Below are 25,487 nucleotides of genomic sequence, written 5' to 3' on the forward strand. Positions count from 1 at the left end.
ATGGAACCCTACGCACATGCCGGTATTGCGGGGTGAGTTGCACTTGCCGTAACAGCCGGTTCGGCCCCTGGGCGGGGGCCGCAAAGAGAGGCTGGTCGTGTTGCACGCCATTTGGCCTGTGGAGATTCGCTCGTGGTGACTGTGTCGATGCACCTACCAAAGACACGGGTCGGCGGACTTGGTGATGAGTCAAAGTGCGACACAGACGGTCTCCGAGGACCTGGGCAAACGATTGGGAAGCCTCCGGCCTCGGCGCCCCGGCAGACGTCGGAAGGCTCGCCCGCCGGGTCGGTGAGTTGGAGCAGGAGGTCCTCGGCCACCGCGCGGAACTCGCCGAACGGGACGAGGACTTCGCCGCGGCACGAACGGCCAACCGCAAGCTGATGGCCCCGGTGAACCACTGACCGGGTCAGCGGCGGCAGCCCACCACGCCAGCGCAGCCGCGTTGATGGCCAGGTGCACCACGTTGCCGGCGGCAAGGACCAAGACGTTCGCCGGGCCGGACGGAACGGCCACCGGCGAGCCCTGGTTCCGCTGCACGTCGCCCCGCCCCCGGCGCAAGGTCAGCACCAGCAGGTTGCGCACCCGGACCGGATACTTCGCGGCACGAGTGCGGTCCAGGACGATATGCGTCACCACAATCACCGTCAGGTCGAACGGAGACTGCGTGATCAGGGGGAACGGCAGTCCGTGCGTGGCGCCATGCACGAGGGCAGGCGACCAGCGCTTGACCTTCTCGGTCACCATCCAGTAAGACTGCATGAGGTAGTCGCCGACCAGATGCGGGAAAGAGGCCCCGTTGCGCGACCACGACAAGATCTCCTCGGCCTGCACCACGAGCGGGCGAGCCCCCGCCCGCAAGCCTGAGGCCGCAGTACGCGCCCAGGTCCCGCATCTCCTCGCTCTTCAGAGTACGGCCGGAAACGCCGCCGTTGTACAGATGCTCCGCCAGGCCAGGCGCCCCCGGGCCCAAAAACAGCACCAGTACGGTGTCGGCTGCGGCCACCAGGACGCACAACGCCAGATGCAGCGCTCCGCAGTCCACAACGTCCTGCGCGCCGGCGGGCGACCTTTGGACGTTGCCACCCGTACGGACATGGAGGCCCGCTTCGGCGCGGACTTCTCCGACGTCCGGATCCACACCGACGCCTCCGCCAAGAAATCCGCAGCCGAAGTCGGCGCCCGCGCTTACACCAGCGGCAACCACATCGTCATCGGCGACGGCGGCAGCGACAAACACACCCTCGCCCACGAACTCGCCCACATCATCCAACAACGCCAAGGCCCCGTCGCCGGTACCGACGATGGGACGGGCCTGAAGATCAGCGACCCGTCCGACCGCTTCGAACGCGCGGCCGTGGCCAACGCCACCCGCGCCATGAGCCTCGGCCCCAGCCCGGCGGGCTCGGCCCAACGGGCAGTGGAGCGCTCAGCGCCGCAGTCCGCATTGAAGGCAGGGCCGCTGGCCGTACAGCGGGCGGGGGAGATCACCCCCCTCGACGCATCCGCGCGGGCCGGCACCTTCGGCCAGGACGAAGTCGAACCCGGAGGCATGGGGACGGTCGCGCTCGTGCCCGCCGTGCTCAGCGACCAACTGGACCTCTTCGCGATCGCCGACAAGTACAACACGGGATTCACCGGGGAGACGGCGCCCGTGGACCGATTCGCCCTGGTGATCGGGGTGAACTGTTGGCTCCAGCGACAGGAGAGCGCGGCTGCCAAGGAGACCTTGCTCAGGAACAAGATCAACGACTTCACGAGCCGCTGGGACAACAACCGATTCCGGGTCGAGGTCGTCGGATTCACCTGGGCCGACCACAGGGTCTCGTCCACCGCGAACATCAACCAGGCCACCATCCCCTACGGCGAGATCAGGGACCAGATCCTGCGCCACCCCGTGGTGAGCGAACTGGTCCGAGGGCTGACGGACCGTGGCAGGGACCATGTCTATCTGCACACCGGCGACTCCGACACCCAGTCGTTCGACACCAAGGCGGGACCGCTGTTCTCGGCAGCCGCCAAGGTCCTGGACACCGGGGAGAAGGACCTGTTCAGCGGCGGCTACACGGCCTCCGAGGACACCAAGGACACCGACGAAGGCATCCTGATCTGGCACGCCAATCAGGTGGACCTCGCCGTCCGGAACGCCATGGCCGAGGTGAATCCACGCTCCGTTTACTACCCCGAGCCGAACACCTTCGTGAAGGTGAAGACAGACTGGGACATGGACCAGCTGGAGGACGGCATCTCCTTCGGGACCGGCAGGCTGGAGGGCGAGCAGTTGGTGAACTCGCTGCGCTCCAAGCGTGACAACGTGACAGAGGGCTTCGACTCCCGGTACGCGATCACCACCGACATGGACCGGGTCGGCACGAACGTCGGGGGGCACAGGAAGGGCCAGGCTGTCACCGAAGACACGCTCAAGAAGCTCTTCGACCTCGCACAGAGCCATGCCAGGAAGCAGGAGTGGCAGGACCGCGTCGCCACGGTGTACGGACTGGACAATGACGTGAAGCTGGCCCTGGCCGAACTCGTCTACGCGAAAGTGACCGACCTGAGCGTGCTCAGGAGTCTGGCCGCCAAGAAACTGACCTCCAACAGCCCCATCGACACCAAGGGCCTCAAGGCCAGGATCAGGGAGAACCAGATGCTGGCGAAGCTCGATGACCAGGTGGTGGAGATTGCGTTCCGGAGCAGGAACAGTCTGCTCTACGCAGTCAGCCGCGCCTACAAGGAGCTGGGTCGCTGAACCGTCGCTCGCGGACCCCGCCCCCTGGGGTCGATGGGCTTCCCGGGCTCGCACTCCGAGCAACCCCGGGAGAAAGTACGGGTGTGCTTTGCGCTTTGGAGAAGGCATCGGCACTCCGTCGGGAGCCGGCCACCCCCGCTCCTCTGCCGGGCATGCCGCGATTCCTGAGCCCGCATCCCGCTCCTCCTCCACCGACTACCGCCCCTGAGCAACGACTCCACCGGCCGTCATGCCATAGCCGACTACGGGCGACCCCGCACGTCTCTCCCTCATCCGTAGTTCACGGGGAGACGTCGTATCCCACTCCCACCGGGTGCGCCCAAGGTCTTTCGCAGCGTGACCATACTCTGACAACGCCCTCTGTCTCCGGATAAAATGGGCGCTGGGGCGACCGTCCTTCAAGCGGTGGCCCTGGGCTTCATCGACCACGGAGGGGTAGGCGGATGCGCTCGTACAGGGGGCAACACCTCGACGAAAGCCGTCGGACGGGTTCGGCGACGCTTACCAGCCCCGCACACCAGGCCGTGACACGGCCGTTAGCGCCGCCGGCCGCCGGGTTGGCCGATCTGCAGCCCGTCCTGGGCAACCGCGCCGTGGCACTGGTCGCCGAGCAACGCGCCGCAAGGGGGCGTCTCGGTGAGCTGCTCACCGGACGGGACAGCGGTACCCGGCAGATCCGTACCAGCCATGTCAGGGCCGCCCTGACCCGACGTCTCACCGAGGGTCCGGTGTTCAGCGCCGACGAGCTCCGGAACATCCAGATCCTCTCCCGGTCACCGGAGTGGCTCGACGACATCGGCATCGGCCGCTACGAGGACGCCGAAAAGTACACCGAGAAGGGCGACTATCGCACTTGGCTGCGGCTGCAGCCGGGTCGCCGCCTGCTCATCGCCACCCTGGAGTGGACGAGGCGCCGGCCGGAAGAGGGCCAGCCGACTCCCACCAGTCCCGCATACACCCTCGGCCGTCACCTGGCCCTGCGCGGCTCCCTGCCCGACGACGCGCGAAAGAGCGCCGAAGAAGAGCGTGATCGGCAGATCCACGGGACCTTCGTCGACACGCTGGATCCCCGCGCCGCCCTCGTACCGAACGACCCGGACGCGTGGCGGAAGGACGCCCGGGCCCGGACCATCCTGACCCACGTCTTTCTGATCCTGCAGAACGGCCTGAAGGTGTACAAGGAAGGCGCGGATCACATCGACTTCAGGGAAGGAGACGTCGCCCGCGCGCTGGCCCACGGCGGACGGGTCAACATCCGGATCCCGCAACTGGAGGTCAGGGATTCCGCCTTCGCGCTCACCGACTGGCTCGGGGTGACCCGCGACGGCGGGCACGAGGTGAATCCCGCAGAGCGACGCGCCTTCGGCACCCACCACATGAAGATCGGCGAGAACAGGGACGGCGTCGCGGGCAAGTTCAGGGAGCAGGGTGGCAAGCTCGCCTCGGTGAAGAACGTCGTGCAGTTCGGAAGCAGGTTCGAGCGGGTGCGGCTCTACGGCCTCGATCTGGCCGCCGGTGGCCTGGGCAGCCGCGACTTCAATGGCGACGTGGTCCTCCCGGACGGTGGGCACGGCCATATGTTCCTCGGCTTCACCCCGCCGCGCCGCAATCGCGCCGGTGCCCTGCAAGTGGGAATCGAGACCACGTCACCGGGTGGCCCCAGCCCGGTCGGGTACCGGCACACGTGGCGCTCCACCGAGGCCACCGCCAACCCGGAATCCAGCTTCTACGGGCACAAGAAGGACAAGATCGGCGAGGGGAAGCTGGCCGTGAACCAGCGCTACGTCGACATCGGCGAGTTCCGGACCCCGACGGGCGGCGGCTGGATGCGGTTCCTGGAGGAGCTGAAGGAGGACTGGGCGCGACGGCTGGCCGCGGCCGGGACCGATCCCGTCGCACGGCGTGCGCTCTACTCGGAGCTGGCCGGCCGCCGCCGGGACGAATGACGGCGGAAGAGGCGGCGTTGGGCACGGTTGTCGTCGGTGCCGAGGCGGGCCTCGGCGAGCCCCGTGGCGGGTGGAGGTGATGGCCGGCCGAGGTCCTGGTTTCAGCCGGGCTCGTACAGCCCGCGGGTGGCGTCGACATTGCGCTTCGTGATTTCACCGGCGAGGCGATCGACGATCCTGCCGCGGAGCGGATCGAACTCCGCGAGAACCATCCCGGGGAGCGTGCCCAGGTCCCGGTGCTCGTCGGTCTTGAGGGAAAACCTGATCCTGTCCGGGAACAGGGTCCCCCCAGGGGTTACTTCGAACCGGGCCCAGAAGCTCCGGGCATCCGTTCTGGCCCACTTGGCGATCATGTCCTCGTAGGGGATCATCGCGGAGTTGGTGACGTAGGTGCCCGCCACCAGGTTGCTCGCGTCGGTTACCCCGCCGATCTGCGCGCCCTGCACGTGCAGCCATTCCCAGTTCTGGTCCAGCTCGTACGGGGTGCCCAGGAAGCGCTTGGCGTAGGCCACCACGCCGAGAGCGTTCCACCCGTTCATCGCGCTGTCCTGGCCGGCGCCGCGGTCCACGGCGGTCAGCTCCGTGCCCGGCACCCAGCCGGTGTCCGAGCGGGGAGGGGTGAGCCGGGCGTACTCGGCCCGTAGCGCGCTCTGCGTCTCCTCGGACAGGTCCGGCGCGAAGAACTCCGCGTCGCCGAACCGTCGGTTCGCGATGCGGATGCGGTGCGCGGCGGACCGGACCGTGCCGGCCGTGGAGACGTACATGACCCGCGTACGGTCTCCCGGGAAGCGGCCTCCGTACTCGAAGAAGTTGGCACCGTTGTCCTGGTTCTCGAAAATCAGGCGTCGTTGTTCGTACTGGCGCTCAGCGAGACGCTCGTACGGCACGCCATCGAAGTCGGAGGCGGTGTCCTCGTCGATGCCGAGCACTTCCAGGGCCTGGCAGTGGGACAGATCCAGGCCGTACAGATGTCCTTCCGCCCTCGGTACTCGCGAGCCACCGGAGTGGTGCCAGATTTGCGGACCGTGCCTGGCGATCGCGGCGACGAGACCGGGCGTGGCGCGGCCCAGAGTCTCCTCGTCGACCGGAAGGACGGTCTTGGCGACGCTGTCGTAGTGGAAGAGGCCCCCGAGTGCGTGCCAAAGACGGCTCCATCGGCGGCTCCTCTCCCGGTAGGCGTCCTTGATGAAATCGTCGAGGGCGCTCGGCCGGACGTCGCCGACGAAGCCGGCGGCACCAAGTGCAGCCTTCAGCCTGTCGACGCCGTCGTACCGCGCGAAGAGCAGCCTGCCGTCGGTCTTCTTCACAAAGGCGTACTCGGCATTCGGGTCGCGCGAGTCCTGGTAGATACGCTCGTCGTAATTGGCCAGGTGCATCGCGCGCTGCACGACCGGAGTGCTCGCGGGCGGTGCAGGCGCTGGGGCGAGAGGCCGGCGCTCCGTCGCTCCCACCGACGCGCTCATGACCCGTGACGCGTGGGCCTCGGCCTCCCGTTCGAAGCGGTCGCCCGGGTCGCTCACCGCGAATCCGTGACCGGTGTCGGAACCCGCCACCGGGCCCCGGCGCTGCTGGATGACGTGCGTGAGCTCGTGCGCCAAAGTAGCCAGGTCCGCCTCGTCGTGCCCGATGACGACATGATTGCCGGCGGTGTAGGCGCGCGCACCGATCTCCTTGGCCGAGCGGTGGGCGGCGGCATCACTGTGGACGCGCACGTCGGACAGGTCGGCACCGAGCCGTGCTTCCATTTCGCTCCGGATGGGGGCGTCGAGCGGACGGCCGCCGCTGCGCAGCACCTCGGGCACGGTGGACTGTTCGCGGGGAGCACCGCCGGCTTGCAGCATCCTGAGGACCGCGCCGTTTCCCACGGCTCGTTGGAGGGCCAGGAGCAATGGGGACCTCCCGGAGGGAGCCCGGGCCGACGCCGGCCTGGCCCGCTCGGACCCAGGCGGCTTCCGCGCCGGGCACTGCGACCGATCCGATAACGGAGTCCGACTGCGCAAGGCTCCTCCTCAAGGCAAAACCACCACACAGTGGACCGTGACGTTCAGCAGCGTCAAGTGCGGTCCGTTTCCTGTCCGTTGGGGAGAGGAGAACACGATGGGACATTGAGGGGAGGCCCTGCCAATCCGGTCCGATGACCAGACTGCGATGCTGCCTGTCGGTGGCCTGGCCTTCCTGCCGGTACCTCGGGGCTGTGAAGCACGAGGGGCCGGCTATGGGCATTCACGGGTCCGCACGAATTCAGCTGAGGTCGTTTCCCTCCGCAAAGCTACTTTCCCCGTGTGCGGAAACGATTCTTGACATATTTCCGGCCACGCCCTTCCTTCAAATCGACGGCGGATAAGCGTCCTTGACGTGACGACAAACGAGAGGAAACAAAAGGGGATCGCGTGGAATGATGCCGCCGGACACCCCTGTTTGCAGCCGAACGGCCATCCATGCCCCAGGTGTCGGAGTCGCACCGCCCGGAGGCTCGAAACACTGCCCCCGCGGTGGCCGGTTTCACCCAGGTGCGTAGGCGAGTGCTGGCGGCATACTCTCAACCGGCCGAGCATCGTCCTGACGTGAGCCATCACTCTGCGGCACCTTTTGCGGGTGTTCACTTCCACGCGCCCTCCGATGGGTTCACGCTTCAACAAAAGGCCAGAGGGGGATCACGTGGCAGACACCGCCAACATCCAGGACTTCAACCTCAATCTGACACCGCATTCGGTGGCCGTGGGAAATCAGCGCTACTTGTGGATCACCACCAGCAACCGGAAGGTCATCAGGGTCAATCCCAACGACCCCAACAGCAGGCGAGAAATCCCGACCCTGAATTACGACCTCACCGCCGGAGTCATGAAGGACCCGGTGTCCGAGAACCAGCGGATCTGGATGGCGTCGCCGGACAAGGTGGACCCCATCCTGATGATGGAAACCCAAGGGTCTTTCCCGATCACCGTGTACGAGTTGGAGCCGCGGGACGGCCGGGCGGAGAGCATCAAGCTCCGGACGACCGACAAGGGTACCGAGGGCAAACCGAACATCAGCTACGACCTGCTGTTCGCCGAGCCGATCCACAACTACATCGGCATCCTCCCCATCCCCGCCCAGGGCGGCACATACGCCAAGATGCCCGTCGGTCACGACACCTATCTCTGGGACGTGGCCGTCGCGACGGACCCGACGGACAAGAAGACCCATACCTACTGGGCGACAGGTCAGAAGCGGGCCAGCAACCCCACCAGGACCAAGAACGGCGTGTTCCGGCGCTCGCCCGGACAGTCGACATGGGAAAGCGTCGGAATCCTCGACGGCCCCGAGCAGAAGCCCTTCTACATCATCGCCGACACCGAGGCGGTCTGGTTCACCGCCACCAACCCCAACCAGGTGATCCGCTGGGACATCGCGGAGGGCCTCAGCACCACCGTGTCGCTGGGCGACGCGGTGCCGCAACAGCTGGTGTTCTACACGGACGACAAGGTGTGGGTGGCCTCCAGCAAGGGCCTGCACGAAATCGACCGCCATCAGCCGAGCCTGGAATCCACGATCGACCTCCCCCACGGCAAAGGCGCTCAGGGCCTCTGCGTCGGTATCAACGGGGAGCTCTGGTACACGAGTCCCGGGAACAAGTCCTTCGGCAAGTACGTCGTACCTCCGCCTCCATACGGTGGTGCTTCCCTCGTCGGCCGAACCCAGGTGGTCTATCAGGGCGAGTCCGTGGTGCACATGAAGGACCACGTCCAGCAGCCCCTCATCGCCGAGTACATCTCCAACGGCCACCCCGTACCGGGCATTCCGCTCACCTGCCGCATCGATGCGGACGGGGCGACCTTCGACGACGGGACCCGGGAGCGTGTGGTGCTGACCGACCAGCTCGGCCGGGTCGCCGTGCCGCCCGTGGCTGCCGGGCTGATCGAGGAAGTGGCGATCCTGAGCGTCGGTCTGGGCAACACCGAACCGCACGCGACCACGACGCTGAGGATCACCCAGGACTAGCGGACCGGCATCGACCCGTGCGGTTCATCCCGCCTTCAGGAGGGAGCACCAGAATGACAGCCACTACGATCCCAGCCAGCAATCCCGACGAGTTCCCCATCGGCGCGCCCGCCGTGGACCTGGCGTGGCAGAGCGACGACCAGAACCTGTGGTTCGTGACAGCAGAGGGCACGATCGGCCGCTTCGAGCCCCGTAGCCCCTGGGGCAGCACCGTCTTCACTCCGGGGCCGCCCTTTGCCGGTACCGCTGACTCCCTGGTCGCCTGGCCCGGCCACGGGGTGTGGACCTTCGTCTCGGGACAGAGCGAAGCCGCCTTCGTCAAATGCGACAACCACGGCAGCTATCAGATCCACCCTCTGGACAGCGGGCGGGAATGCCACTCCATGGCGTTCGCCAAGAGCCGTGAAGGATGGGACCGCATCGTCGCGGTACTGTCCGACCGGAACCGGCTGGTCTTCGTCAACTCCGGTGGTGTCACCTCGAATTCACTCTCGTACGATGACGGCCTCTACGGCGTGGCCGTCTCGGAGCGCGAGCCGACCCTCTACTGGCTCAGCTCTCCCGGGGGCAGGTCGCTGGTCAGGTATGACGCGCACAACGGCGCCTTCCTGCCTCCCGTCAACATCGGCGTCGAGGCACGGGACCTGGCGGTGACGCCGTCGGGCGACACCGTATGGGTGGCCGGCCCGGACAACGCGATCTTCAAGTACGGCGTCGAGGACGGTCTGATCACGCGTGTCGACGCCCCCTCTCCGGCACACCGCCTGAAGACGACGGCGGACGGCACCCTCTGGTTCACCAGCACCCAGGGCGACGCCATCGGCTACGTCCTGCCCGGAGAGGGCAGGGCGACCATGTTCTCCACCGGCGACGGTTCGCAGCCCTCGGGGCTGGCCGTGTCCGCCGACAGCCGACTGTGGGCCGCGCTCTCCGGCAGGCCGGCGTTGCGGCGCGTGTCCCGGTACCGGCTGGCCGTCGTCTCCGGAGACGACCAGTCGGTCGCGGTCGGTCAGCGCTTCCCCGAACCGCTCGTGGTCAAGGCCGTCCAGCTGGACGGTACGCCGGTGGCCCAGCAACGGATCGAGTTCTCCGTCGAGGGCGGTTCGGCCGTCTTCGAGAACGGCAAACCGAAGGAGGTCCGATACACCGGCAGCGACCTCGACCAGGCCGGCGTCGCCACGAGCTCCCTGCTCAAGACGCTCAAGGAAGGCCCCTGCGTCGTCACCGCCCGCTGGTCGGAGACCGAGGCCGTCGCCTCCTTCTCCCGGCTCACCGTCACCCCGCCGGTGGGTGCCGCGCACCACGTCCGGTACATCGCGGGTGCCGGGCAGACCGTAACCCCGGGGAAGTCCTTCGACGAGCCGATGAAGGTCATCGTGGAGGACGAGAACGGCAGTCCCGTTCCGGGCGCCGAGGTCACCTTCAAGATCCGGGACGAGGGTGCGGCGACGTTCCCCGGCGGAGTGGACACCGCCAAGGTGACCAGCGGAACCGACGGTTCGGCCGCCTCCCCGGTGCTGACGGCCGGTGACAAGGCGGACGTGTTCGCCGTACGGGTCCGGGTGGCGAAGACCCCGGTCAGCCTTCTGCTCGACCAGTACATCCAGTGACGGCCGCGCACTGACCGACCCTCCCGGCTCCCACCCCTGCGGCGGGAGCCGGGATCCGCCGGCCGGCACCCGGTTGCCCGGCGCAGAAGGAGGGACCGCCCCACCATGCAGGAGAACGATTCGCTGCTGCGCACCGAGTACGACTTCGAGCTTCCCCACGGCTATGTGGACGCCGCGGGCACTGTGCACCGCAAGGGCGCCATGCGGCTCGCCACGGCCCGCGACGAGCTGTCGCCCCTGATCGACCAGCGGGTCCGGGAGAACCCCGCCTATCTGGGGGTCGTCCTCCTCAGCCTCGTCATCACGCGGCTGGGGACCGTGAGCGACATCCACGCGGGCGTGGTGGAACGGCTCTTCGCCAAGGACCTCGCCCATCTCCAGGACCTCTACCGACGCATCAACGGCCTGGACTCCGGTCACGGAGCCGTCGCCTGCCCCTCCTGCGGAACGAGCTTCGCCCTGCCCGGACCGGCCACGGGCGGCCGCCTGGGGGAAGCATGACGCACCCGGAGCGCCGGCTCCGTGAGGAGAGCGCCTACCTCGCCTATCACTTCCACTGGGCGTACGAGGACATCCTCGCCCTGCCGCACGCGGAGCGGCGCGCGTGGGTGCGTGAGATCGCGCGGATCAACTCCTCGATCGGTGAGGGGCGGTGAGTGTGGTGGGGGTGGTGGGGGTGCTCAAGCGGTTGAACCCGTTGGGCTCTTTGAAGCCCGAGCGGTGGCGGCGGGGGCGGCGTACGGGCCGAGCACCGGCGCCGGCCTCTCCGGAGGGGGCTCTGCCCGGCCCTCCGCCACGTGCGGACTGGAGCGTCGTCGCACCTGTCGGCCTGTTACGGCTGCCGGTGCCGCTCTCCTGCGGGCTCGACGGCTTCCGGCAGGACCTCGCGGCCTGGCGCCCGGCGCCGCTCGTCACGGCCGACGGCCGGCTGCTGCCACGCGGGGTGCCGCTGGCGCTGGTGCCGGCCGACCATGGCGCTCCACCGTTCGCGGTGGCAGTGGTGACGGAAGTGCCGCCGGCCGCCGGGGGGTTACCGCCATCCGAGTTGTCGGGGGTGGAGGTGGCCTCCTCCCCGGTCCCACCCCTTCCCGGAACCGGGGGCTTCGCCGCCGTTCCGCTGGTGGACGCCGGGCACGTGGGTCATCGGCCCGGCGCGTACGGGACGGGCGCCCGGTGCGGGGACGAGGCCGTTGACGAGGTTGCGGAACTCCGCCTGCCTTCGCGGGGAATCCGCCTGCCCCCGCAGGGAGATGGCGCGGACCGGCGAGCCCGAAGCGGGCCCGAGGACCGGTCCGGAGCTTCGCCGGGCCCGGAGCGTGCCGAGGACCGTACACCCGGGCCTGTCGACAGCCCCGGGAAGCACCGGGGGCCAGGGGCCAGGGGGAAAGCCGACGGCACCGATACGCCGGCGAGTCCGGGGCACGACGGGCCCGAAGCCGACCGGGCCCCTGGTCGTGCCATCGTCCCGGGGCGCGACGGAGACTGCCTCGGCCACCGTGAAGCTCACCCGAACCGAGGTGAAGCCGACGGCCACAACCCGACAGGGGGCGCCCCGGGACCTCGCCAGAGCCCAACCGGCCCGGGTGAAGCACCCGGCCGTGGGCTTCCTCATCACCTCGGAGACCGCCGACCCCGCCCCACCCGGGCCGAAGCCGACCGCCCCGACCCGGCAAAGGGCCAGGAACCGCACCGTGCCCGACCAAGCCAAGGCGAGCGCCCCGTGTTTCGTCTTCCTTGGAGCCGCAGGCACCGCCGGCACGGATCGAACCAGGGCGCGGCCGACGGCTCCGGCGCGTCATGGGGTGCGGGGCGCCATCAGGACCAGACCGGCCAGGGCGAAGCCCCCGGCGTTGCCCCTCCCGGGAACCCCGGGCACCGCCGGCGGCGGCGCCAACCGGGCCGGGACACAGCCGATACTCCCGACCCGGCAAGGGAACCGGGCGACGGTCAAGGCAAGTGGGGACAAGGAGATGTCCCCGATCCCGTCACCCCGAGGAGCCCCGGCCGCGCCGGGACCCGGGGCGGCCACAGCGAGGGCCGAGCGACGCCGCCGCAAGGTTCCGGTCGCCCCCTGGACCGGCAGGACCACGACGCGTTCCCCAGCACGACGCGGCCGGGAGTGTCGGAGCAACTCAGCGGCCGGCAGGCCCCCGGCGAACCGCCCGCCCCCAACCCTCCGCGGGGGCCGAGGCGGAGCCCCGGACCGGGGAAGGGGCGGGAACAGGGAACCCTCCCTCCGACCGGTCCCCGGCACCGACTCGGCGTCGGGCAGCCGCTCCCTCAGGTACCCGTCACCGCCATGCCGTTCGTCACCCCGCCCGCCGCCGGGAACGGACCACCGCCCGGCGCAGCGGCCGGTGGTCCGTCCACCGACGCCCCCGTGTTCACCTCCACCCCGTCCCCCGCCCCACCCCCGCAGACCACACGAAAACCGACCACACCGGACACCGCTGCCCTCGCCCGCGAGGTGGCTCAGGAAATCGCCCGGCGGCACGCCGGTCTCCTGGCCGAGGCCGTGGTTCCGTCCCTCGGGCTCTCCCGGCTGATGCGCCGCGCGGCGACGCGGTGGCAGTCGCAGTCGCTGCCCGCACCACCGCCCAGGGAAGACAACCCCTGGGGTACCTATCCGCCCCGCTGACGCCCCACGCTTCACTCCCGCAGCAGCCAACCGCCTGATCCCACGGAGTGCACGCACATGCCGGACCAGCCGTTCGCCGTCAGTTCCCACTTCCAGCTCTCCATCGGCATGCACGCCCTCGGCTCCTTCACCTCCTGCGAAGGGCTCGGCTGCGCCATGGACGTCGAGGAGCGCATCGAGGGCGGGACGAACGGGCACGTGTGGCAGCTGCCGACACGGCTGCGCTACACGAACGTCGTGGTCAGCAGGCCGCTGACCCAGGAGACCGTGCTCGTCTGGGCGTGGCTGCGGGCGCAGGTGATCGAACCGGTGCGGCTGCCGGGGCAACTCGTCGCCCTCGGCCCGGACCGGCGGCCGCTGGTGCGGTGGCTGCTCGACGGTGTGCTGCCGGTGCGCTGGAGCGGACCGACGTTCGATGTGGACCAGTCGCAGCCTGCCCGGGAGACCTTGGAGATCGCCCACGACGGCTTCCTGGGCATCACCGTCTGACCCGTCCGAGCCCTCCGAACCGCTGACCCGTCCGAACCGCCGAGAGGACCACATGCTTCCCGAGCTGTTGGGAGGCGCGCCGGTACGCGCCGCCCTCGTGATCTACGACCCGCCGACGGGGACCGGCAACGCCCCGGGGCCGGAACGCGGCCGCGTCCGCTTCCACTTCAACCCCGACCGGGTCCAGGTCGGCAAGCAGGCCCGCTGGGACCGCAGCCCGGCGCCCTCCAGCGAGGAGGCGGCGCGGGCGCAGTTCGTGGGGGCCCAGCCGCGCACGATGACGCTGGAGGTGTTCCTGGACGCGGGCGACTTCCGCTCCGGCGTACAGGACCAGGTGGAGAAGCTGCTCGACTGCTGCGCCCCGACCGCGCGGAGCGCCACGGCGAAGCCCGCGTCGGCACCCTGGGTGCGGCTGGAGTGGGGGCGTTCTCGCACGACCGCGTTCCTCGCGCTCGTGACGCAGGTCGACGCGGCGTACACCCGGTTCGGGCACGACGGCACACCGCTGCGCGCCACCTGCACCGTCTCCCTGGAGGAGGTGGGCGGCTCGACGCCCCGACAGAACCCGACGTCGGGCGGCGACGGGGCGGTGGACACCCACCTCGTGGTGGCGGGCGACACCCTGGCCGGACTGGCGTGGCAGGCGTACGGCGATCCGACGAGGTGGCGGGCGATCGCCGCGGCCAACGGCGTCGACGATCCGGCCCAGGTGCCCGTGGGCACGGTGCTGGTTCTGCCGGTCCTGGAGGAACGACCCTCTGGAGGTACCTGGTGACAGAGCGGCTGTACGCGGCGGAGCCGCTCATGGCCTTCGGTTCCCCGCTGCGGGAGCAGTGGGCGGAACGGCTGGTGGAGGCTTCCGTGGACACGTCCGTGGGTCTGCCGGCCCGCGCGACCCTACGGTTCCGCGATCCCGGGCACCAGCTCCTGGCAGCGGCGCGCATCGCCGTCGGCGAGCCGCTGACCGTGGCGGTGGCCGCCGCACGCCGCCGCACCCGGGTGGGGATCTTCGACGGCGAGGTCACGGCGCTGGAGACCGAGGTGGACGCGGACGGGACGTTCACGACCGTGCGGGCCATGGACCGGGGGCACCGACTGACGCGGGGGCGGCGGGTGACCGCCTACGTCGAGACCACGGTGGCCGAGGTCGCCCGGCAGGCCGCCTCCCGGCACGGGCTGACGACCGGCCGGATCGACGCCGAGCGCACCCGCATCCCGCACGTGGCCCAACCCAACCTGACCGACTGGGAGTTCCTGAACCACCTCGCCGACCAGCGCGGCCTGCGCCTGACGGTCGACGGGAGCACCCTCCACATGCGCCGCCCGGCCGCCGCCGACGCGGCGCCCGCACCCGGCACGGGGGCGGACCGAAGCCCGTTCGTCCTGGAGCACGGGGTGAACCTGCTGGGGCTGCGCGCCGCCGTGTCCTCCGAGGCGCAGGTCGCCGAGGTGGAGGTCCGGGGCTGGGATCCCGACGGCAAGGCCGCGCTGTCCGCGAAGGCCGGTGCGGGCGACAGCGAACGGCTGCGCCTGGGCGTCACGCCCGCGCGGCTCGGCACGGCCTTCCCCGGCCCGGCGCCGGAACTGCTCGTCGGCGGCCGGGCGGACACCACCGCGCCGCAGGTGGACGCGGCGGCCCGCGCCCTGGCGGCGGAGTCGGCGGCGGCGATGGCCACGTTGGCCGCCGAGGTCGCGGGCACCCCCGAGCTGCGGGCGGGCGTCGCGGTGGCGCTGGCCGGGGTGGGTGAGCCGTTCACCGGCAAGTACACCATCACCTCCTGTGGTCACGTCTTCGACGGGGACCAGGGCTACCGGACCCTGGTCCGGGTGGGCCCGCTTCCCCCGCCCGTCGTGCCCTACCCGCCGCCGCTGTGCGCGCTGGGCGTCGCGGTGGCGGTCGTCACGGACATCAAGGAACCGGGAGAGGGGCAGCGGGGCGCCGTACGGCTGCGTCTTCCGTGGCTGTCGCAGGACTATGTGACGGACTGGGTCCGTACCGTCCAGTGGGGCGGGGTCGATGGCGGCGGCGTGTTCGCTCCGGAGGCGGGGGACGAGGTCCTCGTCGGGTTCGAGCACGGGCGGCTGGACCGGCCGTACGTCCTCGGCGGGCTCTACAACGGCGTCGACGCCCCCACCGATCACGGCCTGCCACTCGTCGACGCCGGTACCGGCCGGGCCAACAGGCGTTCCCTGGCGTCCCGTTCAGGTGATCGCCTCGAACTGCTCAGCGCCGCCGACGGCCCCCAGGGCGTCCGCCTCCTGAGCGGCGACGGCAAGCTCGTCACCCACCTCGACCGGAAGGACACCACCATCGCCGTCACGGCGGGGGAGGGAGCGAAAACCGTACGGGTCTCGCTCGACGGCCGCGGTGACGGCACCTTGACCATCGACGCGGGCGAGACGGGCACCCTGATTCTCAGGGCCGGCACGGTGAACGTCACGGCGGCCGGCAGCGGCGGCGGGCAGCTGACGCTGGAGGGCGCCACCGTCACGGTGAAGAGCGGCGGCGATCTCAAGCTCGAAGGGCAGCGGACCACGATCACCGGCAACACCGTCGACATCAACTGACCCGGCACGGAGGGAAGAAGACCGTGGACATCATCGGCGCGGGGTGGGCGTTCCCCGCCGTCATCACCGGCACCGGCCGCGTGGGTCTGGCGACCGGTGCCGAGGACGTGGCACAGGCCGTGCGCATCATCCTGTCCACCGCGCCGGGCGAGCGGTCGATGCGGCCGGAGTTCGGCTGCGGCATCCACGGCCTGGTCTTCGGCTCGCTCGACGCCACGACTGTCGCCCGTGCCGATGCGGAGGTGCGCCGGGCACTCGACCGGTGGGAACCGCGGATCGAGGTCGACGACCTGCTGTTCAGCACGGACAGCGAGGACATCGGCGTGCTCTACATCGACATCCGCTACCGGCTGCGCGCCACCAACGAACCCCGCAACCTCGTCTTCCCCTTCTACACCCTGCCCGGAGACTCCCCGAGTGAGTGACCTCCCCATGGCCGAACCGCCGCCCGAGCCATCCGCGTTGTCCGACGCGTCCGACGTTCCCGTCCCGGACCTGGACGACCTGCGCTTCCAGCCGCTCGTGGACGCCGCCAAGCGCGCCCTGCCGCAGCGTGTCCCCGAGTGGACCGACCACAACGTCTCCGACCCCGGCGTCACCCTGATCGAGGCCTGCGCCGAGCGGACCGACCAACTTCTCTACCGCATCAACCGCATGACAGAGCGTCAGCGATCGGCCCTACTACGGCTCATGGGCATCGCGCCGCTGCCCGCCTCACCCGCCAGGATCACCGTTCTGTTCGCACGCACCGACACCACGACCGGACGCCGCAAGATCCCTGAGGGAACCCAGGTCGTGACCGAGGGCGAGCAGCCGGTCGTCCTGGCGACCACCGCACCTCTCGTCCTCGCCGAGAAGCAGTCCGCAGGAGTGGTGGAGGCCGTCGAACAACTCGTCCCGGTCACCGAGGTGCTGGGCACGTCCGACGGCCTCGCGGGCGGTCGCTTCGCGACCCGCCACCGCCCCTGGGGGCCCGGCACTCCGGTCGCGGAGCCGGTGTTCGGCCCGCCGCTGACGCTCCGGGTCGGGGGCGACGTCTGGCGGGCGGTCCGTACCTTCGCGGAGGCCGGGCCGGACGACCGGGTCCACTGGTGGGACGACGCCTCGTGCGAGGTCGTTCTCGGACCTCTGGTCCCCGCCGAGGGCGGGCCCGAGCAGCATGGGAACGTGCCGTCGAAGGGCACGGAAATCAGCGCGGAATACCGCGTGTACCGAGGGCGGAAGGGCAGCGTGCCCATCGGAACACCACTGACGGCGGTGTCGCAGACCGGGCTGTCCGCGACCGTTCACGGCGTGCTCGCCCCCGCCGAGGACGCGGAGGACTGGCAGCAGGCGTTGGAGCGCGCGGGGCTGGGCCTGGCCCCGCTGCGCCGCGCGGTCACGGCCGCCGACCACGAGCAGATCATCGAGGAGCACGTGGCGGGGCTCGCCCGGGTCCGGGTCACGGCGCTCACCCGGCCCACCGACTCACGCCTGCCCACCGCCCTCACGGTGCCGCGACGCCCGGCCGGAGTCCTCGCCTGTGTCGTCGCCGCCCGGCACCCGCTGCGGGCCGTGCACTACTTCGACGACGGCGGAACCATCGCCCCTCACCCGGAGTCCCTGGAACCACCTGGCGGGCCCGACGAAGGTGATGCGGTGCCGCAGTCCGTCGATGCGGTGCCACAGCCCGTTGCGGACGCCAAGTGCCTCGACGCCGTCATCCGCACCGGCGAGGACAAGCCCAGACTGTGGTTCTACGGGGCCCAGTGCCTCTGGGACGGCGCGGACGCCTCATCGCAGGCCATCAGCGGCGCGTTCCCCGATCTGCCGGAGGAGTTCTCGTCGAAGCTCGACGAGGTGGCCGTCCTCGCCGACCCCGCCTCGGCCGACGCCTACGAACTGTTCTTCTTCAAGGGCGAGACCTTCTACCACCGCGCCTACGCCTCCACCGGCCGGGCCTTCGTGCCGCAGCCGGGCAGCCGGGGGGTGCGGTCCCTGATCTCGGAGGCGTTCCCCGGCCTCTCCCCACAGTGCCAGGTGTCCCCGGACGCGGTGGCCGTCATCGACGGCGTCTTCTTCTTCATGAAGGGGATGCGGACCGAGCCCGCCCTCTGGCGCCGCGAGGACGACCCGCTCCACGTCCTTCTGGTGCCCCGCTTCGAGGGAGACCCGGAGGAGGATCCGCCCGATGACGCGTTCGGCATCCCTCCGGGCGTCCGGGACTCGGTGGTGGGCGTCGCCGACGCCGCCCGACTGCTGGGCGAACGACTGCGGGTCAGGGAACCCCAGTACCACCTCTTCGGGATCGCGGCGACCGTACGCCCCTGGAGCAGCACGCCGGCGGACCAGGAGCAGACCGGGCGGGCGGCCGAACGGGCCCTGCGCCACTTCTTCCACCCCACGGCCGGCGGGCCCGACGGGCGGGGCTGGCCGTGGGGCCGGCGCGTCCACGCGGGCGACGTCTTCGCCGTGCTGGAGGCGGTGCCGCAGGTCCGGGACACGACGGACGTGAGCCTGTTCGTCGGCGACGGCGACCGTGCCGTGCCGTCCGTCGAGGTCTCGGAAGGCGGACTGGTCCTCCTGGGCGGCGTGGGCATCCTCGTCGACATCACCGAAGGCTGAGGAAGAGAGGACCGCGCATGTCCCCGTACCCCGCACGTCCGCTCCCCCTGCCGGCCGTCTACGGGCACGACGAGGTCGCGCTCGCGTTCGCCGCCGCGATCGGCGAGGTCATGGCCCCCGCCGAGGAACGGATCGACGGTCTCGACGCGGTGCTCGACCCATGGCGCGCGCCACCGGCCTTCCTGGACTGGCTGATCCGGATCACCGGCGCCCGGGTGGAGCCGGGCTGGCCGGAGGTCCTGCGACGCAAGGCCGTCGACCTCGCGCCCCGCCTGGCCGCTCACCGCGGGACACCGTACGGGCTGCTGCTGGAGGCCCAGGAGATCCACGGCTGGGTGCCGCCCGGCTTCGCACTCGTCGTCGACGACCCCGGCCACGTCTTCCCCCACGACGACCAGGCGCCCGGAGCCGGACGCCTGCTCAACGTCACCCTGACCGCCCCGGCCGCCGAGGACCAGCGGGCACTGGAGAGCAGCCTCACGCGCCTGGTACGGGCGCACTGCCCCGCCCATCTCCCCTTCAAGGTCACGGTCACCCTCGCGCGCAAGGGTCCTGATGAGAGGTCACAGCAGGGATGAGTCTGCCGACGCCCGAGTACGACGGGCGCACCCGCGACGAGGTCGTCGCCACCGCCGTCGCCGCCGTACGGCGGGCGGAGCCGGCCTGGAACGGCCAGGACCGGACGGACCCCGGCCGGGGCCTGATCGAGATGTGCACCGACATGGTCACGGCCCTGCGCGACCGGCTCAACCTGGCCCCCGACCAGCGCCGGCTGCAGATACTGCGGCTCCTGGGCGTGCGGCCCTACCGGCCCGCGCCCGCGCAGGCCGAGGTCGTCCTCGGGCTCGCCGCACCGCCGCCCGAGCCGGTGGTCGTCCCCGCGGGCCAGGAGGTGGCCACGCGACCGGTGGGTGCAGCGGAGCCGGTCGTCTTCAGCACGCTGACGGAGGCGGTGCTCAACCCCTGTGTGCTCCTCGCCGACGGGAACTTCGCGGAGTCGGGGCGGGCCGACGGCGCCCTCGAAGGCACACTCACCGCCTTCGGCCCGCGGACGGGCCGGACCGTCGAACCGGGCGGCCCCGACTTCGCCGGACCGGCCTTCCACCTCAACCTCCCCTATCTCGGCGACTTCCCGCCGCCCGGGGACGCCTTGGCGGACACCGGCCGGGTGAGCACAAGCAGTGGCGACTCCCCGCTCCCGTCGTACGCCCTGGTCGTCCTGTCGGTCCCGGTACCGAGTACGCGGGTGACGTTGGGCGTGAGCATGGGCGTCGGTCTCGCACCCAAGGCGGGCACCAGCCTCAGCCGGGGGCACTGGGAGGCATGGCAGGGGACGCACTGGACCGGCTGCCGGGTCGTCACGGACACCGTGGCCGCCCGGGGCCGGTCGGGCAAGGTCACGCTCGACCTGCCCCCCGCCCATGCCCCCGCCCAGCTCCTGCTCCACCGGACGGCCGGCGAGGACGGCGGCGACTCCGTGCAGCGGCTGAGGGACGTCGGGCTGATCCGCTACCGCGCCGACGCGGGCCGGAGCCCGCTGACCCGGGTCGAGCTCGCCCCGGTGCTCGCCGTCTCCGTCCCCGTCATCCAGGCCCGGCTCGTACAGCACGAGACCCTGGGCACCGCGACGGGCACCCCCGGCGAACGCCTCCGCTTCGCCCATCCCCCGCTGACCCGCAGCACCGACCCCCTCGTCGTCGAAGCCTTCCTCGACGGTCGGACCACACAGTGGACGTACGTCGCCTCGCTCGCCGGATCGGGGCCCGACGACCGGCACTTCACCCTCGACCCGCGCACCGGGCAGGCCGTCTTCGCACCCGTGGTGGCCGGTGCCCGAGGACCGGGACAGCACGGTGCGCCACTTCCGGCGGGAGCTGTCGTACGGATCCGGCGCTATCTGACCGGCGGCGGTGCCCGGGGCAACGTACCCGCCCGCACCGTCACCGTGCTGCGCACTCCGCTGCCGTACGTCTCCGCCGTGACCAACCCCGCACCGGCGGTCGGCGGCACGGAAGGCGAGAGCGCGGCCGCCTGCGCCACGCGCCTGCCCCTGGGTTCCCCGGTGCCGGAGCGAGCGGTCGTCCCCGCCGACTACGAGCAGCTCGCACTGGCCGCCTCTGCGGGCATGGCCCGCATCCACCACGTCCGGGACGTACCCGACGACGCGCTCGACCCGGCCCGCAACTACCTGCCGTGGCAGCCGGCCAGGACAGACGTCCTCTTCACTCTGGCGCCAGGCACACGGACGGTTCCCGCAGGGGTTCAAGTCACCACCGAAAACGGCGAGTTGGTCTTCACCACTACGGGAGAGGCCACGCGCAGACCGCCGGACGCGGCGGGCGCGGCACGCCTCGGACTCGCTCCCGGCAGCGCCGCCGTCGAGATGTTCGAGGCGGATGACTACCAGGCGAACGGGACGTTCTCCGGGCCCTTCAAGGAGGGCGCCGGACTGGTCCTGGCCCTGGTGGAGATCGGGGAACCGCACGATCCGGACCGCCTCACGCTCTGGGTGACGGCGGGAGGCGACCGTGCACCGGAGGACCGCATCGCGGTATCCGTGTTCGCACCGAGGAAGACAACTCCGTGGTGGGACACCGCCGCCCCCCTTGCCTACGCCTCCGCGCCCGCGCAAGAGATCACGGTGGCCGGCGGGTCGACGGTCTCCGCCCATCCCGTCCACCTGACCGAGTCCGCGCGCTGGCGGGCGGCCGTCGCCCGCGGCGACCTCGCCGGCACGGCGCAGGACGCCGTCGGCACGCGGGGCAACGGCTTCCCGAGCGAGCGGGCCGCCTGCTGGCTCGCCGTCCAGATCCTCGACCCCAAAGGCACACCCACCACGCCCTACACCGTCTACGTCGACTCCGGGACGACGGACGCCGTGCCCGCCGGACAGTACGAGGAGCACAGCCGGGCCCGAGAGCCGTTCTCGTCCACGGACAAGCCCGGTCAGGTCTACCCCCTGTTGTACTCCCCGGTGTACGTCCCGGAGGAGGTGCACACCGCCGGGAACAAGCCCCTCCCCACGGTCCGCGTCGGCGACGAGGACTGGCGTACCGTCACGTCCTTCCACGATTCCCGTGAGGACAGCAAGGACGTGGTCATCAACGCCAGTACGGGCGAGGTCCACTTCGGCCCGGAGGTGACGGGCGGCCCCTCGGGCAGCCGGCGGTACGGCGCCGTTCCCCTGCCCCCGGGCACGCCCATCACCGTGGACGGCTCGTACAACACCACGTTCGGCGCCGCGGGCAACGGCAGACGCCCGGGCGAGATCAACCGGCTGAAGAACCCGGACGACCGCATCGTCGGCGTGCACAACCTCACCACCTCACACGACGGCAGGAACGGCTACACCGACACCAGCGGCGGCAGCACCCAGGCCGGCGTGACGCTGATGATCATCCCCTTCGTGACCGCCGACGAACGGGGCTGGTTCCCCTTCCACATGCTCACCCCCACCCGCGACGCCTGCGACACCTTGCGCCGCTCCCTGCGCGCCGTCCAGCCGGAGGGCGTTCCGGTGTGGCTGAAGCAGCCCGTCTACCACGGCGTCCGGGTCGATGCCCGGATCGTTCCCGCCGACTACCGCACCGCCGACGAACGCGACGAGCTCCGTGCCGCCGCGGAACGCGCCCTGTACCGGTACTTCAGCCCCGTCGGCGGCGGGCCGGACGGCACCGGATGGCCGCTGGGGCGCCCGGTGTACGCGGGCGAGGCGTTCCGGGTCCTGGAACGGGTGCCGGGGGTGGGCCGGGTCGCCACGGCCGAGCTCGTCCCGGTCGATCCGCTCGACGGCTCGGAGTCGGACCCGGTCGTGCGGATCCCCTGCGGGCCCGGCGAAACCGTGTATTCCGTCGAACACCGAGTCACCGTGGCGGAGGTGCCCTCATGAGCGATCGGAACGAGCCCTTGCTGGTGGCCCCGGACTGGGGTGCGGACGCCCTGGCGGTCGTGGGTCTCACGGCACCGGAACAGCCCGAGGTCCGTATCACCGCTGCGGGCGGCAACCCACGTGCCGTCGCCGTCAGTACGGACGGCACCCGGGCCTACGTCGTGAACCACGACGACGGAACGCTGTCCGTGGTGGACCTCACGGCTCCGGAACACCCGGTGCTGTGCACCGTTCCCGCCGGGAACGGCCCGTGCGCCGTCGCGGCAGGGCTTGTGGACGACCAGGTCTGCGTGGCCGCGTGGGCGGACGGCGCGGTCGTGGTGTTCGACAAGGAAGGACTTCGGCAGGGGCCGCCCCTGCCGGTCGGCAGCGGCCCCTGCGCGCTGGTGGCGGCCCCGGGCGGTGGGGCGGGACGGGTCTGTGTGATCGACGAGACGGACGCCGCGGTGTCGGTGGTCGATGTGAACCGGGCGGACGCGCCGTTCGTCACCGTGCCTCCCGTCTCCGTACCCGGGCTCACCAGGGCGGCCGCGGTGGCGCCGGGAGGGCGGTTCGCGTACGTCGCGAGCCGGGGAGAGGGCACGGCCGATGGCCGGGTGACGGTGCTGGACCTGGACTCGGACGGCGCGCCGTCGGGCGACCCCGTGCCCGTCGGGGCCGAGCCCCGCGCCCTCGCGCTCAGTCCCGTCGGCGACCGCCTCTGCGTGGCGAACTACGGCTCCGCGTCCGTCTCCGTCGCCACCGTGCACCCGGGCAGCGGTCTGGTCGACGCTCCCGTAGCGGTCCCGACCGGATCGCATCCGGTCGCGGTGGCCTTCGCCCCGGACGGCGGCGTGATCCATGTCGTCGGCCAGACTTCGGGCACCCTCACGGCCATCCGCGCGGACACCCTCGACCACACGGCCGTTCCGGTGGGAGGGGTGCCCGCGGGGGTGGTGTTCGGCCCGGATGGCCGGCACTCCTTCGTCACCGACCAGGCCACCGGAGCGCTGACCGTCGTACGGGCCGCACCTTGCACGACGGCCGGTATCCCCACCGGAGCGGGGTCGAGGCCGGTCAACGCCGCCGTCTCTCCGGACGGCACCTGGGCCTACGTGGCCGACTCCGCATCGGACCGGGTCGCGGTACTGGACCTCGGCGGCCTCGCCCCGCTCGACCCGATCAACCTCGGGGCCGGGCACAAGCCTTGGGATGTCGCCCTCGCACCCGACCTGGGGTTCGCCTGCACGACCAGTCCGGACTCGTCGCATCTCCTCGTCCTCACACCCGCGCAGGGGACGAAGCTCGGTGCCGACGGCGACGTCGAGGTGACGCCGGTTCCCCTGGAGTCCGGCGCACGCCCTCACGGAGTGGCCGTCACCTCCGACAGCCGGTACGCGGTGACCGCCGACAGCGGTACGGCGACGGTCTGGCTCGTCGACCCGAAGGGCGGTAAGTACACGATCAATGCCGAGATCGTGGGGTGCCAGGAGCCCACCGGTGCCGCCGTCTCCAAGGACGGCCGGACGCTCTACGTGGCGGACTTCGCCCGCACCTCGCAAGGGGAGCCAGGCGGGCAGCTCGCGATCCTCCGGAGGACAGGGCCGGGAGAGTGGGAGCCCCAGGACATCGTCGACGCGACGACGGGTGCCCTGTCGGGACCGCACGAGATGGCCCTGTCGTGCGACGAACTCCGGCTCTACGTCGCCAACTACCAGAACGGGACCGTCTCGGTCCTCACCCGCGACACGGTGAACGCCCGATGGCGTCATGAGATGACGGTGGCCAAGTCCCCAACCGCCATGAAGCAGCCCACCGGCCTGGCCCTGTCACCGGACGGAGGGACGCTCTACGTGTCCAACGACGCCGACAAGAAGGCAACGGTCGAGGTGTTCGACGTCTCCACCAACCCGGCGGAGCATCAGGGAACGATCAAGATCAAGACCACCGAGGTCCCCCTCAACGCCGGGCTCGCCCTCTCCCCTCGCGGCGACTACCTCTACGCGGTCGACGCCAAATCCTCGCGGTCGCCCACCGGGGCGTCGGGCACGGTGTACGGCATCCAACTCGATGAGGGCGACGAGATGCACGTCGTCGCCACCGCCCCCCAAGCACACATCGACCGGCCCAATGCGCTGGTCTGCCGGGACGACCACACCCTGTACGTCGTCAACCAGGGCAGGAAGGAAAGCCCCGACACCGGCGAAGCGTGCCTGGCGGTGATCACCCTGGATGCTTCGCGACTCGGTGTCGAGAGCGCCGAGTCCCGCCCCCTCGACAAGAACGACCTGCCGTACGCGGCGGCGATCTCCGAGGACGGGACACTGTACGTCGCCAACTACACCAGCAGGACGGTCACCGTCCTCGGGTCCAAGGTGACGCCCGTCCCGGTCGGTCAACCGGGCGCGTCACAGCCGTGGGACGTGGCCGTCACCGACGACGGCACCTACGCCTACATCACCGACCGCACCGCCGCCGCCCTGCGGTGCATCCGCCTCTCCGACCACGACGTGACCTCCCTGGACGTGGGCCGGGACCCCATGGGCGTGACGAGCGCCCCGGGCGGGCTGCGGGCCTACGTCGCCAACCACGGGGACGACAGCATCTCGGTCATCGAACGCTCCTCCGGCAACGGCGACGGTGCGCCGGGCGCGCCCGAAGTCGTGGCGACCTGGCGGCACCCACGGATCGCCAAGCCCGAGTCGGTGTCGGTATCGGCCGACGGTGCCTGGCTCTTCGTGACCACCGAGAACAGCGGAGCACTGCTGATGCTCGACACCCGGACCGGAACACCCGGGTTCACCGTGCCGGCTGGCGAGAAGCTCGTCGGAAGCACACCGCACCCGCACCCCACAACCCATCTGGTGTACCTGGTCGACGAGGCGGGAGAGGCCGTCGCGGTGGTCGACACCACGCCGCTCCGCTCTCTGGACGGGACACCGCTGGGGCTCGACGTACGGCAGGCGGTCGGCGGGACCGCCACGGCCTGACCCCATCGGCTCTCACCCACCCATCCGGCGTCGGACAGGGGCAC

General features: G+C 70.9%; 16 protein-coding genes. 15 read left to right on the forward strand and 1 reads right to left on the reverse strand.

Annotated elements, in window-relative coordinates; translation table 11 throughout:
- Positions 1 to 1,024 precede the first annotated feature (1,024 nt).
- Both OIU81_RS05695 and OIU81_RS05700 read left to right on the forward strand, forming a co-directional pair.
- Entirely contained in the window at positions 1,025 to 2,749 is a 1,725-nt protein-coding gene (locus OIU81_RS05695) for an eCIS core domain-containing protein (protein WP_443074124.1), read from the forward strand.
- Between the two features lie 524 nt (positions 2,750 to 3,273).
- Complete coding sequence (locus OIU81_RS05700) at positions 3,274 to 4,695, forward strand: PE-PGRS family protein (protein ID WP_329144479.1); 1,422 nt, start codon at positions 3,274 to 3,276, stop codon at positions 4,693 to 4,695.
- A 101-nt stretch (positions 4,696 to 4,796) separates the two neighbouring features.
- On the opposite strand, the gene OIU81_RS05705 is transcribed toward OIU81_RS05700, so the two are convergent.
- Positions 4,797 to 6,536: an eCIS core domain-containing protein gene (locus OIU81_RS05705; protein ID WP_329144480.1), complete on the reverse strand. Its 1,740-nt coding sequence runs from the start codon at positions 6,534 to 6,536 to the stop codon at positions 4,797 to 4,799.
- 817 nt (positions 6,537 to 7,353) lie between these two features.
- Between OIU81_RS05705 and OIU81_RS05710 the strand changes: the two genes are divergently transcribed.
- The 13 genes from OIU81_RS05710 (at position 7,354) to OIU81_RS05770 (ending at position 25,443) form a co-directional block, all read left to right on the forward strand.
- On the forward strand, positions 7,354 to 8,676 hold the full coding sequence (locus OIU81_RS05710) for a hypothetical protein (protein WP_329144482.1): 1,323 nt from the start codon (positions 7,354 to 7,356) through the stop codon (positions 8,674 to 8,676).
- Between the two features lie 53 nt (positions 8,677 to 8,729).
- Positions 8,730 to 10,286, forward strand: a complete 1,557-nt coding sequence (locus OIU81_RS05715; RefSeq protein WP_329144484.1) for a hypothetical protein — start codon at positions 8,730 to 8,732, stop codon at positions 10,284 to 10,286.
- A gap of 105 nt (positions 10,287 to 10,391) precedes the next feature.
- The gene (locus tag OIU81_RS05720; protein ID WP_329144487.1) at positions 10,392 to 10,787 is read left to right on the forward strand and encodes a hypothetical protein; all 396 of its coding nucleotides are present in this window, start codon (positions 10,392 to 10,394) and stop codon (positions 10,785 to 10,787) included.
- Positions 10,784 to 10,942, forward strand: coding sequence for a DUF6760 family protein (locus OIU81_RS05725; RefSeq protein WP_329144489.1), 159 nt, complete (start codon positions 10,784 to 10,786; stop codon positions 10,940 to 10,942). Before OIU81_RS05720 ends, OIU81_RS05725 begins: the two co-directional genes overlap by 4 nt.
- A 1,643-nt stretch (positions 10,943 to 12,585) precedes the next feature.
- Complete coding sequence (locus OIU81_RS05730; RefSeq protein ID WP_329144491.1) at positions 12,586 to 12,924, forward strand: hypothetical protein; 339 nt, start codon at positions 12,586 to 12,588, stop codon at positions 12,922 to 12,924.
- A 57-nt stretch (positions 12,925 to 12,981) separates the two neighbouring features.
- Entirely contained in the window at positions 12,982 to 13,413 is a 432-nt protein-coding gene (locus OIU81_RS05735) for a phage tail protein (protein ID WP_329144493.1), read from the forward strand.
- Between the two features lie 52 nt (positions 13,414 to 13,465).
- Positions 13,466 to 14,188: a CIS tube protein gene (locus OIU81_RS05740; RefSeq protein ID WP_329144495.1), complete on the forward strand. Its 723-nt coding sequence runs from the start codon at positions 13,466 to 13,468 to the stop codon at positions 14,186 to 14,188.
- Positions 14,185 to 15,981 (forward strand): VgrG-related protein, encoded by a 1,797-nt coding sequence (locus OIU81_RS05745; RefSeq protein WP_329144497.1) that lies wholly within the window; start codon positions 14,185 to 14,187, stop codon positions 15,979 to 15,981. Before OIU81_RS05740 ends, OIU81_RS05745 begins: the two co-directional genes overlap by 4 nt.
- A gap of 23 nt (positions 15,982 to 16,004) precedes the next feature.
- Positions 16,005 to 16,406, forward strand: coding sequence for a GPW/gp25 family protein (locus OIU81_RS05750; RefSeq protein WP_329144500.1), 402 nt, complete (start codon positions 16,005 to 16,007; stop codon positions 16,404 to 16,406).
- Positions 16,399 to 18,585: a hypothetical protein gene (locus OIU81_RS05755; protein WP_329144501.1), complete on the forward strand. Its 2,187-nt coding sequence runs from the start codon at positions 16,399 to 16,401 to the stop codon at positions 18,583 to 18,585. The genes OIU81_RS05750 and OIU81_RS05755 overlap by 8 nt, the downstream gene beginning before the upstream one ends.
- A 17-nt stretch (positions 18,586 to 18,602) precedes the next feature.
- Positions 18,603 to 19,163, forward strand: coding sequence for a phage tail protein (locus tag OIU81_RS05760; protein ID WP_329144503.1), 561 nt, complete (start codon positions 18,603 to 18,605; stop codon positions 19,161 to 19,163).
- Complete coding sequence (locus tag OIU81_RS05765; protein WP_329144505.1) at positions 19,160 to 22,474, forward strand: baseplate J/gp47 family protein; 3,315 nt, start codon at positions 19,160 to 19,162, stop codon at positions 22,472 to 22,474. The genes OIU81_RS05760 and OIU81_RS05765 overlap by 4 nt, the downstream gene beginning before the upstream one ends.
- Positions 22,471 to 25,443, forward strand: a complete 2,973-nt coding sequence (locus OIU81_RS05770; protein WP_329144507.1) for a beta-propeller fold lactonase family protein — start codon at positions 22,471 to 22,473, stop codon at positions 25,441 to 25,443. The genes OIU81_RS05765 and OIU81_RS05770 overlap by 4 nt, the downstream gene beginning before the upstream one ends.
- The last annotated feature ends 44 nt before the right edge of the window (positions 25,444 to 25,487 follow it).

Origin of the sequence: Streptomyces sp. NBC_01454 (assembly GCF_036227565.1) — a bacterium.
Classification (GTDB): domain Bacteria; phylum Actinomycetota; class Actinomycetes; order Streptomycetales; family Streptomycetaceae; genus Streptomyces.